Source organism: Vibrio sp. zbq_1, assembly GCF_043102935.1.
Classification (GTDB): domain Bacteria; phylum Pseudomonadota; class Gammaproteobacteria; order Enterobacterales; family Vibrionaceae; genus Vibrio; species Vibrio parahaemolyticus.
The window spans coordinates 69,134-84,105 of record NZ_JBICJH010000032.1; the positions used below are offsets into that span (position 1 = coordinate 69,134).

At 45.4% G+C, this 14,972-nt stretch carries 11 protein-coding genes; 6 read left to right on the plus strand and 5 right to left on the minus strand.

The features are described 5' to 3' along the window. The first annotated feature begins 160 nt into the window (after positions 1 to 160). Together ACF8CV_RS14505 and ACF8CV_RS14510 are read left to right on the plus strand one after the other, a co-directional pair. Positions 161 to 895, plus strand: a complete 735-nt coding sequence (locus ACF8CV_RS14505; RefSeq protein ID WP_005462605.1) for a vancomycin high temperature exclusion protein — start codon at positions 161 to 163, stop codon at positions 893 to 895. A 232-nt stretch (positions 896 to 1,127) separates the two neighbouring features. Next, positions 1,128 to 2,498, plus strand: coding sequence for a DASS family sodium-coupled anion symporter (locus ACF8CV_RS14510; RefSeq protein ID WP_015296581.1), 1,371 nt, complete (start codon positions 1,128 to 1,130; stop codon positions 2,496 to 2,498). A 373-nt stretch (positions 2,499 to 2,871) separates the two neighbouring features. On the opposite strand, the gene ACF8CV_RS14515 is transcribed toward ACF8CV_RS14510, so the two are convergent. Further along, positions 2,872 to 4,209, minus strand: a complete 1,338-nt coding sequence (locus ACF8CV_RS14515) for a diguanylate cyclase (protein WP_208871016.1) — start codon at positions 4,207 to 4,209, stop codon at positions 2,872 to 2,874. 349 nt (positions 4,210 to 4,558) lie between these two features. Between ACF8CV_RS14515 and ACF8CV_RS14520 the strand changes: the two genes are divergently transcribed. Continuing rightward, on the plus strand, positions 4,559 to 5,383 hold the full coding sequence (locus ACF8CV_RS14520) for a DUF2797 domain-containing protein (RefSeq protein WP_083151066.1): 825 nt from the start codon (positions 4,559 to 4,561) through the stop codon (positions 5,381 to 5,383). Positions 5,384 to 5,475: 92 nt separating this feature from the next. Here the strand turns inward: ACF8CV_RS14520 and ACF8CV_RS14525 are convergent, their stop codons facing one another. Further along, the gene (locus ACF8CV_RS14525) at positions 5,476 to 6,711 is read right to left on the minus strand and encodes a cysteine desulfurase-like protein (RefSeq protein ID WP_208871017.1); all 1,236 of its coding nucleotides are present in this window, start codon (positions 6,709 to 6,711) and stop codon (positions 5,476 to 5,478) included. After that, positions 6,695 to 7,351 (minus strand): 2OG-Fe dioxygenase family protein, encoded by a 657-nt coding sequence (locus ACF8CV_RS14530; RefSeq protein ID WP_015296577.1) that lies wholly within the window; start codon positions 7,349 to 7,351, stop codon positions 6,695 to 6,697. Before ACF8CV_RS14530 ends, ACF8CV_RS14525 begins: the two co-directional genes overlap by 17 nt. A gap of 360 nt (positions 7,352 to 7,711) precedes the next feature. Between ACF8CV_RS14530 and trxB the strand changes: the two genes are divergently transcribed. The 3 genes from trxB to cydC all read left to right on the plus strand — a co-directional run bounded on the left by trxB (position 7,712) and on the right by cydC (position 12,276). Continuing rightward, positions 7,712 to 8,671 carry a thioredoxin-disulfide reductase gene (trxB, locus tag ACF8CV_RS14535; protein WP_005495561.1) on the plus strand — a complete coding sequence of 320 codons (960 nt, stop codon included), beginning with the start codon at positions 7,712 to 7,714 and terminating at the stop codon, positions 8,669 to 8,671. A 103-nt stretch (positions 8,672 to 8,774) separates the two neighbouring features. Continuing rightward, a complete protein-coding gene (gene cydD, locus ACF8CV_RS14540) occupies positions 8,775 to 10,562 on the plus strand; it encodes a cysteine/glutathione ABC transporter permease/ATP-binding protein CydD (protein WP_138937455.1) in 1,788 nt (595 codons plus the stop codon). Continuing rightward, positions 10,555 to 12,276: a cysteine/glutathione ABC transporter ATP-binding protein/permease CydC gene (cydC, locus tag ACF8CV_RS14545; protein ID WP_138937454.1), complete on the plus strand. Its 1,722-nt coding sequence runs from the start codon at positions 10,555 to 10,557 to the stop codon at positions 12,274 to 12,276. Before cydD ends, cydC begins: the two co-directional genes overlap by 8 nt. A gap of 70 nt (positions 12,277 to 12,346) precedes the next feature. On the opposite strand, the gene ACF8CV_RS14550 is transcribed toward cydC, so the two are convergent. Both ACF8CV_RS14550 and serC read right to left on the minus strand, forming a co-directional pair. Continuing rightward, positions 12,347 to 13,678, minus strand: a complete 1,332-nt coding sequence (locus tag ACF8CV_RS14550) for a D-serine ammonia-lyase (RefSeq protein WP_138937453.1) — start codon at positions 13,676 to 13,678, stop codon at positions 12,347 to 12,349. A gap of 105 nt (positions 13,679 to 13,783) precedes the next feature. Then, complete coding sequence (gene serC, locus ACF8CV_RS14555) at positions 13,784 to 14,878, minus strand: 3-phosphoserine/phosphohydroxythreonine transaminase (RefSeq protein ID WP_069544456.1); 1,095 nt, start codon at positions 14,876 to 14,878, stop codon at positions 13,784 to 13,786. Positions 14,879 to 14,972 lie beyond the last annotated feature (94 nt).

The following is a 14,972-nucleotide window of genomic DNA, read 5'->3' on the forward strand; positions in this document are numbered from 1 at the left end:
AGACAACTTGTATAATTATTAGCCCCTACTCTGTAGGGGCTTTTGTTTTTTAAGCTGTTTTTTATCATCCTAACCAGATTTTGGCATAAATGGGCTTCTCTCTTTTTGTTTCTATCAGATATGATGAGGAATACACATTTATTAAAGGGTATAAGACGTTTTGCTGTTTTCTCGTATAAGGTCAAAGTGGAAGCTTAAGTGTTCGTGGAAGCGAATTGCTTTGATTTTGTCGATCTCTTTATTTGGACTCCTCCTGTCTGTTGTTGCCATCGACCGCTGGGTCGCATTGCAGGCCAAAGACAATATCTTTATCGATTACGACCAAATACCCCAGCACGAAGTCGCGGTGGTGCTTGGTACGAGTAAATACATCGGAAAGACACTCAACACCTATTACACTCATCGCATCAATGCAGCGATCGAGCTTTATAAGCAAGGCAAAGTGAAACAGTTTTTGCTTAGCGGAGACAACGCACATCGCTCTTACAATGAGCCATGGACCATGAAACGAGATCTGCTTAAAGCCGGAGTTCCAGAAGAAGTCATCCATCTCGATTACGCTGGATTTCGGACTTTGGATTCCATAGTGCGAGCAAAAAAGATCTTCGCCTCAGAGCGTTTTTTGATAGTGACTCAACGCTTTCACTGTGAGCGCGCGTTGTTCATTGCCGATGCGTATAACATTGATGCACAGTGCCTTGCAGTCGCAGGCCCAACGGCGAACAAACAAAAAACTTCGATGCGAATTCGTGAACTGCTTGCTCGTGTGAAAGCATTTTTGGATCTCTACGTGATGAATACGCAGCCACGCTTCCTTGGCCCTCAAGAGCCAATTCTTGCGGTAGAAGACCCAACAGAAGCATCAAATGCTGAGCGCAACATTCCTATAGAATAATCGGCTGGCACCATTTTCGTGCATCACGTCACACATGAATAACAATTCGTTAAAAACAAATGGGTAGAGTTCTACCCATTTCCAAATCTCAACCTCACATTTTCTTATTTCGCCAACGATTCAGGCCAAATTGCCCTTCGCATTCGCAGTAACATTTAATCAATAAATAACTACAAGTCAGTTACCTTGCCATAAAAAACCGACAAAAAGGCAATGCAAAAGGAGCACACCCATGACCGCACTCGCTGTGACACTGAAGAATTGGTTCTTCACTCGCAACAGCATGATTTTGAATGCCAACATTCTGCTGTTCATTATCTTGTTTAATACCCTACCCTTTGAACCAAAAGTCGTAACCGGCATCAGCATCTTAGTCTTTGTTGCGATTCTTTGGTTAACAGAAGCGATTCACGTCAGCATTACTGCTTTGCTGATCCCGATGCTTGCCGTCTTCTTGGGCGTGTTTAACACCCAAACAGCACTGAATAACTTCTCGAACTCAATCATCTTCTTGTTCTTGGGTGGCTTTGCTCTCGCCGCTGCTTTGCACAAGCAGAAACTTGACCAAGCACTTGCTGACAAAGTGTTGCTGATTGCTCGTGGTCGAATGTCTGTCGCGGTATTTATGCTGTTCGGTGTGAGCGCAGGTCTTTCAATGTGGATTTCCAACACAGCAACAGCTGCGATGATGCTTCCTTTGGTATTAGGTGTCATGACGAAACTGGACGCGAAGAAAAACCACAACACTTTCTTGTTCGTTCTTCTCGGTATTGCTTACAGCGCCTCTATCGGCGGTATTGCTACGCTAGTTGGTAGCCCGCCAAACGCAATTGCTGCGGCCGAAGTAGGTTTGAACTTCACGGAATGGATGAAGCTAGGTCTGCCAATCTCTTTGATTTTGATGCCAATTGCGATTTTGGTTCTGTACACCATGACCAAGCCAGATTTGAGCCACAAGTTTGAACTTGACCACAAACCTGTTGAGTGGACAAACGGCAAAATGGTCACACTGGCAATCTTCTTACTTACCGTCACTTTGTGGATTTTCAGCAAGCCGATCAACACCATGCTTGGCGGTTTTGCAAAATTCGACACCTTGGTTGCAATTGGTGCCATCTTGCTGCTAGGCGCATCTCGAGCAGTCGAATGGAAGGACATTGAAAAGACAACAGACTGGGGTGTTCTGATCCTGTTCGGCGGCGGTATCTGTTTGAGTAACGTTCTAAAAGCGACAGGCACCAGCGTTTTCCTAGCGCACAGCCTAACTGGCTTCCTCGAGCAAGCAGGTGTATTACTCACTATCCTTTCTGTTGTTGCCTTTGTCGTCTTCTTGACTGAGTTTGCAAGTAACACAGCAAGTGCTGCGCTACTGGTCCCAGTGTTCGCGACCATTGCCGAAGCACTCGGTCTATCACCAGTGATTCTGTCAGCGCTTATCGCGGTAGCCGCATCTTGTGCCTTCATGTTGCCAGTTGCAACGCCACCAAATGCAATTGTGTTCGGTACGGGTCACATCAAGCAAAAAGAAATGATGAGAATCGGCTTCGTACTAAACATTGCTTGTATCGGTGCACTGACACTGTTCGCTTGGTTGTTCTGGTAAAGAAACACTGACTCGATTAGCACTACACTGCTGTTCACGGTGATCGAATTGATAGCCCAAACTTCCCCTAAAGTGGTGTTCAGCAGTTTCCCTCTTGGTGGCCAGTTGGCCACCTTTTTTTATTCTTTCTTACCTCGTATTGGCAGATTCACTTTGCATTCGTCCCTCTATAGGGGAATTCCTAGCGCTCAATCAACCTCAACTCTTAAAGCCTGAACAAACTCTCATACCAGCTTCAATGAACAATCGAGCTCAATAGCCTGCCAACACAAACTGTAGACACAAAAAAGCCGTCATACTTTGCTTTCATAAGCTCAGTACAACGGCGCGTTTAAACGAAAAGTGTGAATCGCTAGAACGTCATGCTATTTATTTATGCCTCATTCCTTTGGCAACTCAACAATCCGTAATTCACTTCAACGCGGTTTCGACCATTACGTTTAGCGAGATACAATACTTCATCGGCTCTTGCCATGGTCTCGGTTACGCGCTCATTTTGCATTTGAGCCACACCAATACTGCAAGTAAGTGCCTCTCCATGAACCCACAAGTGGTTTGCGACATTCTTGCGTATCATCTCGGCCTTTTTCACGGCTTGTTCGATATTGGTATCTGGACAGAAAACCACAAACTCTTCACCACCCCAACGAACCAAACGGTCATCAGGTGTAATAGAACTGGCAACGACCATGACGAACTCACGCAGAATGTCGTCCCCCATTTGATGCCCGAACTTATCGTTAATCTTCTTAAAGTTGTCTAAATCCATATAAAGGATGCTCAACGTCGAGTGCCCCCAACGTACTTGGCGTGCTTGCTGTTCTAACCAAGTTTGTACAGCATGACGGTTCATCGCTCCGGTTAGCGCATCTCGGTGCGCCAACTCGGCAAATTCATAATTCTGCGCGCGCAAAGTGCCATTCACTTTTTCTAGATGACGATGACGACGCTTCGCTTTTTCATACGCCGCTCTGTTTTTCCGTAGTTCATGCAGAGAGAAAGCCAGCCCTAAAGCCATCCAAGAAAACAATAGAGCAAACAACAACGTCTCTTGTGCAAGATAGGCACCTTCAAATTCGATCTTATCAATCACAATTTTGTGCTGACCAAGCGCAGCACCTGAACCAGTGGCAATATCAATACGCGTAATGTTCGAAAACTCTGGCGCAGAATGTTCAATATCGACCTTGTTATCCGCAAGCCACCACGTCATTACCTGTAAGTTCTTAATCGGAATCTCGATGGTTTCACTAAAACTCGATGGAGAAAACTGCATGCCATTGTATTTGATGGTGTATTCATCATCCGGTTTCGAGTATTCCGGATTGTAGTTTCTCAGATAAAGACGCAAGTCATGGCTTGGGTTTTGCCCATCTCCCGCCTCTTCATAATGAAGCTTTAATCGGATGGTATGGTAATTAGAAAGATCGATGCCATGCGTTGGCTTCGCTACATCGGTATAAACCGAGATACCGCAATACGGCCAAGCATAACTGCTTTTTTTCAGCTCACAATTGAGTACCAAGCTTTGTGCATCATAGGTGATATCGGCCGAGCTTAGCCCACCTTCACTCGCATCTTTTGTCGCATAAATATTGAATTGTTCAGGTGTGATGACGAGCTTACGCGTGTCACCTAACACACTGTACAGAGCAACTAAACTTATCGTACAAATCGAAAGAGCGAAGATTAATTTGTGTATCCACTTCATAGGCAAGTGACCTGCTTAACTTATATACAACACAGTGTACTCAATGATATTTCGAACTTCAAATAAAGTCATTTATCAAGAAACAAAATTACTTTTGGCTTGAGTTCTTACTTCCGATACATGGTAACGCGTTTTGAACCGTTATCACGGTTTAAAATCGTCCAATTTGATGACTTACTTGTTATTTGCGAAGCAATTCACAACCACTCAAGCGAGGCACCATCATGCTTTGCGACGAGAAACAATGGTCATTCATTGTGGAAACATTGCCAGTTATTAACCCTGTCAACCCTGCATCTTGAGCGCACTTCGTTATATACTGTCGAAAAACACAATAACGAGTAATGTCATGTCATTAATTGCTACTGGTACGCTAAACAAAATGCGTGCTTCTCTCGATGGTGCTGTCAGCTATCGTCTTCCTGTGGGTGATGAAGAAGTCGATCTGTCACCGTTTCTCGGTAAAACACTCACGTTGACGCATACTGGCAATATTTTTTGTTGCTCATGCGGTAAGAAAACCAAGAAGAGCTATTCTCAAGGTCACTGTTTCGTGTGTATGAAGAAACTTGCGAGCTGCGATATGTGCATCATGAAGCCAGAGACTTGCCACTACGACCAAGGCACATGCCGCGAACCGCAGTGGGGAGAAGAAAACTGTATGGTGGATCACTTCGTGTATCTATCAAATACATCAAGCTTGAAAGTGGGCATCACTCGCCACACTCAAATTCCAACACGTTGGATTGATCAAGGTGCAACTCAGGGTCTGCCAATTTTCAAAGTCAAAACGCGTCATATTTCAGGCTTGATTGAAGTGGAACTGGCAAAGCATATTGCAGACAAAACAAACTGGCGCACTTTGCTTAAAGGCGATGGTGAACCGATTGAATTACAAGATCATTTTGCTGAACTGCTTCCTCTTGTGCAAGACAAGATTGCTGAAATCAAACAGCAATTTGGTGAAGATGCCATCGAGGTGCTGAGCGAAACCATTACCGATCTTAGCTACCCCGTTCAGCAACACCCAACGAAAATCACCTCTCATAACTTCGACAAAAACCCGGTTGTGACTGGCATTTTGCAAGGCATCAAAGGTCAGTATCTGATTTTTGATACCGGTGTGATTAACGTCCGCAAATTTACATCTTACGAAGTTGAAGTAAGCGCGTAGATACGTCTGCTTTACTATACAAACTTCCTAGATAGAAAAAGCTCGAGCACTGGCTCGAGCTTTTGTTTTTCTTCGTTCAGAGCGATAAGAGATTAAGCATCAAGGATGCTTTCTAGCACATCAAACAACATATCCACTTCTTCAATAGTGTTGTAATGCATACAACCAATTCGTACGACCCCACCTGATTCTTCAATGCCAAGCTGACGAACCAAACCAAGTGCATAAAAGTGGCCATTCCAAACACAGATATTGTGCTCACCTAAGGTCTTAGCGATAAACTCTGGTGAATACTTGTCAAATGTTAGGGCAAACGTCGGCGTACGTTGCTGACAATCTTCGCTCTCAATGCCATACAGTTTCACACCTTCTAGCGCATCGAGTCGTTGCAAAAAACGCTCACTTAAACGCTGTTCGTGTTGATTGTAAAGCGCGTAACTTTGTTCTAATCGCTGACGAAGTGATAAGTCGTTGTCGCCAAACTGAGCCAAATATTCCACTGAGGCCGCAACACCAGCAAGGCCTTCGAAGCTTTGTGTCCCCGTTTCAAAACGACCCGGACCAATATTCGTAGCCGGTTCTACTTTATAAGGACGAAGGCTGTGCAACCATTGGTCGGCCACGTAAGCGATACCTACATGCGGTCCAAAGAACTTATAAGCTGAACACGCTAAGAAATCACAGCCCAGCGCTTGTACATCGACTAAGTGGTGGGGTGCATAATGCACGGCATCGACATAAACTTGAGCACCAACACCGTGCGCCATTTCAACTACGCGCTGAATATCGACTATCGATCCCGTGGTGTTTGACGCATATGTCACTGCAACCAAACGTGTTTTTTCTGAAAGCAGGCTTTGTAAGTGCTCAAGATCTAAAGTGCAATCAGCTTTATTGATTCGAACTTGGTGAACCTTAGCACCTTTGTCTTCCGCTGCTTGTTGCCAGCTTGAAACGTTCGAGTAATGGTCAAGCGCTGAGACAATGATCTCATCCCCTTCTTGCCAATCACGACTGATTGCACGGCTTAACTGGAACGTCAGTGATGTCATGTTCGCGCCAAAGACAATATTACCAGACGAAGGGGCATTCAATAGCGCTTGTGCCGACTCGCGCGCACTCTGCATGACATCGACTGTAGCTTGGCTAGAGAAGTAATGCCCACCCAAGTTGGAATTAAAACGCCCAAGGTAACCGACCATTGAATCAAGCACAGATTGAGGAACTTGCGAGCCGCCAGGCCCATCAAAAAACGTAACTGGTTTGTCATTATGATACTGAGCCAGCGCGGGAAACTGTTCTCTAATTTGATTAAGATTGAAGTTCATTACGTTTGTCCGTTGCGGTTAATACAAAGACATCCATGTGGCCTGCTTGGTCATCAATCACAGAACGAATTGGACAAGCGTTGTGCCAAAGTTTGCTGTCAGCCAACATCGCCACTTCCCCGTTTTCTAATACTTTGCGGAAAAATGGGGCTTGGTTATGGCTACTGTATAGCATGATGTCACCACCAATGATGTTGTGACGACCAACACCAACCATCGCGATATGATCAAAACCGTCTTGGTGCACACCTTCTGGCGCGACCTGCGTTTCGCTATCTAATGCAGTGATTCGAATCTGGTGAATTTCGATTTCTTGACCATTTGGAAGGTGGTTCGCGCTCACGAATAGCGCACACATTTCGCGAAAGCCTTCACTTGCTAAAATGTCTTTCTCGATAGGTTCAAATTGACGAATGACATCACCCTGAAATCGGTTGATATCTGAAGACTGTACAAAGCTGTTCTTGTTCAAATCGATCACTTGTCCATCTTCAAAACTCACGACTGAGTAGCGTCGTAATCGATATTGCCCATCAGCGTGCTCAGTATGAGGTAACGCTTCAAATGAAGGCGAAAGTTGCTCAATTGCTGCCATGCTGAGCTGAGTTAAATGTAGAGTGTTCTCACGCGAATGTAACATCATTGACTCCTTTAATGAGGCACATTTAATTAACATTTAATTTACAACATAGATTACGCAAATATTCTGCAATTACCAGCTTTTAACGTTGATAGCTTCAACATAAATAAAAAAACGAGATGAAAACCCACAAACAAAAGTTAAATTAGGTATATGTTTTAGATTAAAGCTTAAGCAACATTTGAAACTAGATTTCTCTACTGTAAATAGAATTTTATGCTGGATTGAGACAATTTCTATCACGCGATAGTGAGTTCTAATCTATAACCATTTATTCGATCTCAATCGCCGTTTATGCTTTTAAAGCTATAAGAATTTCCATACAATCGAGAGAAATGTTCAGCCCTCTTTGGAGCCACAATGAGCGACGTAAAACACTGTAAACTATTAATTCTTGGTTCTGGTCCAGCAGGTTACACCGCGGCAGTATACGCTGCGCGCGCGAATCTAAACCCTGTGCTTGTGACGGGAATGCAACAAGGTGGTCAGCTAACCACTACAACAGAAGTAGAAAACTGGCCAGGTGATGCAGAAGGCCTAACAGGCCCAGCATTAATGGAACGCATGAAAGAACATGCGGAACGTTTCGAAACAGAAATTGTATTCGATCACATCAACGAAGTTGAACTGTCTCAACGTCCATTCCGTTTAAAAGGTGATTCTGGTGAGTACACCTGTGATGCTTTGATCATTTCAACAGGTGCATCCGCTAAATACCTAGGTCTGGAATCAGAAGAAGCGTTCAAAGGTCGCGGCGTATCGGCATGTGCTACGTGTGACGGTTTCTTCTACCGCAACCAAAAAGTTGCGGTTGTCGGCGGCGGTAACACAGCGGTTGAAGAAGCGCTGTACCTATCTAACATCGCATCTGAAGTTCACTTGATCCACCGTCGTGATTCATTCCGTGCGGAGAAGATCCTCATTAATCGTCTTATGGACAAAGTGGAAAATGGCAACATCATTCTTCACACCGATCGCACACTAGATGAAGTTCTGGGCGACGATATGGGCGTAACTGGTGTTCGCATTAAAGATGTAAACACAGGCACAACTGAAGATCTTGAAGTGATGGGCGCGTTTATCGCGATCGGCCACCAGCCAAACACCCAGATCTTTGAAGGCCAGCTAGAAATGAAAGATGGCTACATCGTTGTGAAGTCGGGTCTAGAAGGCAACGCGACGCAAACTAGCATTGAAGGTGTATTTGCAGCTGGTGACGTAATGGATCACAACTATCGTCAAGCAATCACATCAGCAGGTACAGGCTGTATGGCAGCTCTGGATGCGGAACGCTTCCTAGACGCACTTAGTGACAAATAACTTTTCACATTTGTGTCATATCCTTAAAGCCCAGCGGTATTCCCGCTGGGTTTTCTTTTGTATACTACCGCCTCATTAAAACAATTATCATTAAGCCTTCACGATGGATAAGAAAAAGCAAAGCAGCTTGAATAAGTGGCTTAAGCAACAGAGCAAGTTAGCCAAGCGCTGGCTCATGATTGCGATAGGCCTAGGCGTACTTTCAAGCGTGTTTTTATTGGCTCAAGCAGCCCTGCTCGCCTCCATTCTTCACCAATTAATCATCGAACAAGTCGATAAAAGTGAGCTCATTTGGCACTTTGTCGGATTAGTCGGAACCGTCATCGGCCGCGCTGCATGTACGTGGGGCCGCGAAATTGCGGGCTACCGCTGTGGCGAACAAATCCGAGTTTACATTCGACAGCTCATTTTAGACAAAGTCCACAAGCTGGGGCCTGCTTACATTAAAGGCAAACCAGCAGGCAGTTGGGCAACATTGATTCTAGAGCAAGTTGAGAACATGCAAGACTTCTTCTCTCGCTACTTACCTCAAATGTCGCTGTCGGTATTAGTTCCTTTCATCATTTTGGTTGTGGTATTCCCAGTTAACTGGGCGGCAGGTTTAATCTTCCTTGTGACGGCCCCGCTAGTGCCTATTTTTATGGCATTAGTTGGTATCAAAGCCGCGGAAGCTAACCGTAAAAACTTCAAAGCAATGCAACGCTTGTCCGGTCACTTCTATGACCGATTGCAAGCGATGACGACTATTCGCCTTTTCGACCGTACAAAGTCAGAAACTGAGACCCTAAAAGGGGCATCAGAGGTATTTCGTACCCGCACGATGGATGTACTAAAAATCGCATTCCTTTCTTCTGCGGTACTGGAGTTCTTCACTTCTATTTCTATCGCTATTACTGCGGTTTACTTCGGCTTCAGTTACATCGGTGAATTGAACTTTGGTTACTACGGTGCTGGCGTCACCTTGTTTGCTGGCCTGTTCATCCTGATTTTAGCTCCTGAGTTTTACCAACCACTTCGAGATCTCGGCACTTTCTATCACGCGAAGCAACAAGCGGTGGGCGCTGCCGAAAGTATTGTCGAGTTTCTTGAACTAGAGGTAGATCAAGTGAAAGATGGAACTCAATCTCTTGAACAGAACACGCCAATTCAAATCGAAGCTCAAGATTTGGTTGTTTTCAGCCCTGAAGGGAAACAATTGGCTGGCCCTCTGTCATTTTCATTGGAAGCCAATCAAAGCACTGCGCTTGTTGGCCCAAGTGGCGCAGGTAAAACCAGTTTGGTTAATACCATTCTTGGCTTTATGCCATACAAGGGCAGTTTGAAAATTAACGGCTGCGAGTTGTCTCAACTTGATCTATCGACTTGGCGCGAAGCTGTCAGCTGGATTGGTCAAAACCCAATGTTATTGCACGGCAGCATTCGTGATAACGTCACGCTTGGTAAACACGATATTCCAGACACACAAGTGAATACAGTGCTCAAAGATTCTTACGCAGCTGAGTTTGTTGAAATGCATGGCCTGGATTACGCAATCTCTGACCGTTCAGGCGGTTTATCTGTAGGACAAGCTCAACGTCTTGCACTTGCTCGAGCAATGCTACAAAACGGCCGTTTCTGGTTGCTTGACGAACCAACAGCAAGCTTAGATGCGCGCAGTGAAAAACTGGTGATGGAGGGAATTAATAAGTATACCCAATCCACCACTAACTTGATGATCACTCACCAACTTGCGCCTTTGCAAAACGTTTCACAAATTCTCGTGATGCAAGATGGTCAAATCGTACAACGTGGCGACTACGCTACCCTAGCCTCACAAGAAGGTTTGTTTAAAGACTTGTTAGCTGCAAACCTAGCGCAGCGTGAATCAGACAAGGGGAACCTAGATGCGTGATTTACTCCCTTATCTAAAACTGTATAAAAAACATTGGTTCGGTTTGTCGCTGGGTATGCTATTGGCGTTCCTAACACTTGCTGCATCTATCGGCTTGCTCACTCTGTCTGGTTGGTTTATCTCCGCAGCAGCAGTGGCTGGTTTAACCGTTGCGCGTGAAACCTTCAACTACATGCTGCCAGGTGCTGGCGTGCGCGGTGCTGCAATGGCACGAACAGCTGGCCGTTGGGGTGAGCGCGTTGTAAGCCACAATGCGACATTTAAGTTGCTAACAGACCTGCGCATCTTCTTCTTCAAGAAACTTGCTCCGCTGATCCCAGGCCGAGTATCAACAATGCGCGATGCTGATCTGCTGAACCGTCTGGTAGCCGATGTGGACGCAATGGATCACGTTTATCTGCGACTTGTCAGCCCAGTCATTATTGGCATCTTTGGCATTCTGAGTTTAACCGCAGTCTTAGCGTTCTTTGACTGGCATCTTGCGCTACTTTTAGGCTCAATTCTTACGATCATGCTTTTGGTGTGGCCAGTGCTTTTTTACAAACTGGGCAAAAACAATGGTGAGCACTTAACGCATAACAAAGCTCAGCTTCGTGTCGCGACACTCGATTGGCTACAAGGCTATAGCGAGCTGAGTATTTTTGGTGCAGAAGAACGCTACCGTAACCTGATTCTTGAAAAGCAAAAACAACTGCTTTCAAACCAGTTTGTAAACGCTAATCTGACTGGTATGGCGTCAGGACTTCTGATGTTGGTGAACGGCCTGACTTTAGTTGTCATGCTTTGGTTTGCTGCTGATGGCGTTGGTGGTCGGGCACCTGATCCTTGGATCGCCCTATTCGCTTTTGCAACAATGGCAAGTTTTGAAATTTTGATGCCTATTGCGGGTGCGTTCCAATACCTTGGTCAAACGCTGACTTCTGCCCGTCGCTTGAACGAAGTGATTCTCGCAGAGCCTGATGTTGTCTTCCCTGAGCAATCTAAACGCGAAGAAAAGCCACTGGATATCGAGTTCGACAACATTGATTTTGCATACCCTGATGGACAACAGAAAGTGCTGAAAGACCTTTCGCTTTCACTTCCTTTAGGCTCAAAAACCGCAATTGTTGGTCAAACGGGTTCAGGCAAATCGACTCTGATTCAACTACTTTGTCGCTACTGGGATGTAAACCAAGGTGAGGTTCGCATTGGTGGCGCTTCACTAAAAGATTGGTGCGAATCCGATCTGCGCTCAGCAATTACCGTAGTGAGCCAACGAGTAGATGTGTTAAACGGCACACTACGTGACAACTTGTTAATGGCGTCACCAAATGCGACTGATGAGCAACTAGCGGAGATCCTAACGAAAGTAGAACTGGGTGCACTGCTTGAAGAGCCGGGTCTTGATGCTTGGTTGGGTGATGGCGGTCGTCAGCTTTCTGGTGGCGAGAAACGTCGTATTGGTATTGCGCGAGCGTTACTACGAGATGCTCCGATTTTGCTTCTTGATGAGCCAACCGAAGGCCTCGACAAGCGTACCGAACAAAAAGTCATGGCGCTTTTCAACGAGTATTTTGCCAACAAGACGGTTGTATTCATCACTCACCGACTCATCGAATTAGAGAACATGGACAACATTTGCCTTATGGAACAGGGCGAGATCATTGAGCAAGGCGACCATCAAACGCTACTCGCTCAACACGGTCGTTACTACCAGTTGCTTCAATCTCTATAAGTAAGACTAAAAAGCTCATCTTCGGATGAGCTTTTTCATTTTGACTAACTCAAAAAATTTGAAGAACGCTCTAACGACCAGACTTCGCCAAGTAAGCTGACATTTCAGCTTCTGGCACCATCCCTCCCCCGGTCGCCCAAACTAAGTGTGTGGCATTTTTCAAACGTTCATCCGTAAGCTGTAAACGAGTCTGGTAGTGTAGAGAACTCGAGACATGCACCGCGCCCATCATTCCGGCTAATGCAGAGGGCTCCAAATTGAGGCCTTCTCGTTCGCTCAACTCTCCTAAAAGCTGATACATACGTTCGTCCGTCACTGTGTAGTAACCATCAATTAGCCGCTCCATGGCTCGCCCAACAAAACCAGAAGGACGACCAACGGCCAAGCCATCTGCCGCGGTGAGATTATCTATACCAATATCTTGCACCGCTATCTCATCATGCAAACCAGTATGTACTCCCAACAACATGCAAGGAGAATGTGTTGGCTCAGCGAAGATGCAATGCACGTGGTCACCAAAAGCCACCTTGAGCCCAAAAGCAACACCACCTGGCCCACCACCAACACCGCATGGTAAATACACAAACAGTGGATGACGTTCATCAACCACAATACCTAAATCATCAAATTGTTGTTTTAAGCGTTCACCTACAACCGAGTAACCTAGGAACAAGGTTTGTGAGTTTTCATCATCGATAAAGAAGCAGTTGGGATCGCTCTCTGCCTGTTTTCGACCTTGCTCAACCGCAACACCATAATCTTGCTCGTACTCAACCACGTTGACACCGTGCGATCGAAGTTTGTTTTTCTTCCACTCTCTCGCATCGGCGGACATATGAACCGATACTGAAAAGCCAAGCTTGGCACTCATCATGCCTATCGACATGCCTAGATTTCCCGTTGAACCAACCGCGATGCTGTATTGTTGGAAAAATTGTCGGAACTCACCACTCAGCAGCTTGCTGTAATCATCACTCTCACTTAACAACCCTGCGGCAATCGCCAGTTCTTCTGCATGAACTAACACTTCATAAATGCCACCACGGGCTTTTATCGAGCCGGATATTGGTAGGTGACTATCTAGCTTGAGCATAAGGCGGCCGAATATTGGGACGTTGTACTGAGTTTCCAAAGCCGCTTTCATCTTTGGAATGTCCACTACAGGCGACTCAATGAGACCAGAAGCGGCTTTGGTTTCAGGAAAAGCTTTCATAAGATAAGGAGCAAAGCGCTTGAGCCTTGCACTCGCGACATGAATATCTTCTGCGTTCAATCCTACGTGCGGCAAACCTTCTTCAAGCGAGGTCACGTTGGGATTAAACCAGCAAACTTCATCTAGGTTGATCAGTTGCTCTACAAGTGGGAATTGTTTTTTAAGCACTTCCACATTCAGCTTGTTCATATCCTCTATCCTGCAATTCGTTCTTTAGAATCTTCCATTCAATTGGTTACGCACATAAACAAAAGCGCCGCAATTGCGACGCTTTTAACTCATTCAATTTGTGCTCTATGCGTAGTTTTGCTCGAACTCTTTCATGAAGTCGACCAACGCTTGCACACCTTCTAGCGGCATTGCATTGTAAATCGATGCGCGCATACCGCCCACCACACGGTGACCTTTTAGCGCCTTTAGTCCTTTTGCATCTGCAAGCTCAAGGAAAGTCGCGTCAAGTTCAGGCTTCGCTAATTGGAAAGGAACGTTCATTAATGAACGGTTCGATGGATGAACGCCGTTGCGGTAGAAATCAGACTGATCAATGTAATCGTAAAGCAGTTTTGCTTTTTCGCGATTCACTGTTTCAATGCTCTTAACGCCGCCTTGTGCTTTAAGCCATTTGAAAACAAGGCCAGACAAGTACCAAGCAAACGTTGGTGGCGTGTTAAACATTGATTCTTTTTCAGCAAGAACTTTGTAATCAAGAATACTTGGCAGCACTTGTTTTGCCATGCCGAGTAGATCGTCACGAACGATCGCGATGGCAATACCTGATGGGCCAATGTTTTTCTGAGCGCCCGCGTAAATCACACCGTATTTCGACACGTCGATTTCACGAGAAAGAATTGTCGAAGACATATCAGCAACAATTGGTTTGTCGGTGATCGGAAGATCATTGATTTCGATGCCATCGATGGTTTCATTTGGGCAAAAGTGAACATAAGCCGCTTCTGGGGCAATTTTCCATTCGCTTGCAGGTAGAACAGCGACTTTACCGTCAATCTCTGTTTTGGCATCAAATACGTCAGGTTCGCAGTACTTCTTCGCCTCTTCGACTGCACTTTCAGCCCAGTAGCCACCATCGATGTAGGTTGCAGTTTCTGCATCACCAAGTAAGTTTAGCGGAACAGCGGCAAACTGAGCACGAGCACCACCTTGGCAGAACAGTACTTTGTAGTTGTCTGGAATATTCAGCAAATCACGTAGATCTTGCTCTGCTTCTTCTGCAACTTTGATGAACTCTTTACTTCGGTGACTGATTTCCATTACCGAAGTACCAAGGCCTTGCCAGTCGACCAGTTCCTGTTGTGCTTGCTGCATGACAGCTTTTGGCAAAGCCGCTGGCCCTGCACTGAAGTTAAATACGTTGTCCGTATTTTGTTCCATGATGCTCATTGCTCCTGCTATGTAAATATTACGAAATTAATATCACGTTTTTATGGTGATAAAAACAAGAAAAGAGGTCTTAAGACCTCTTTTA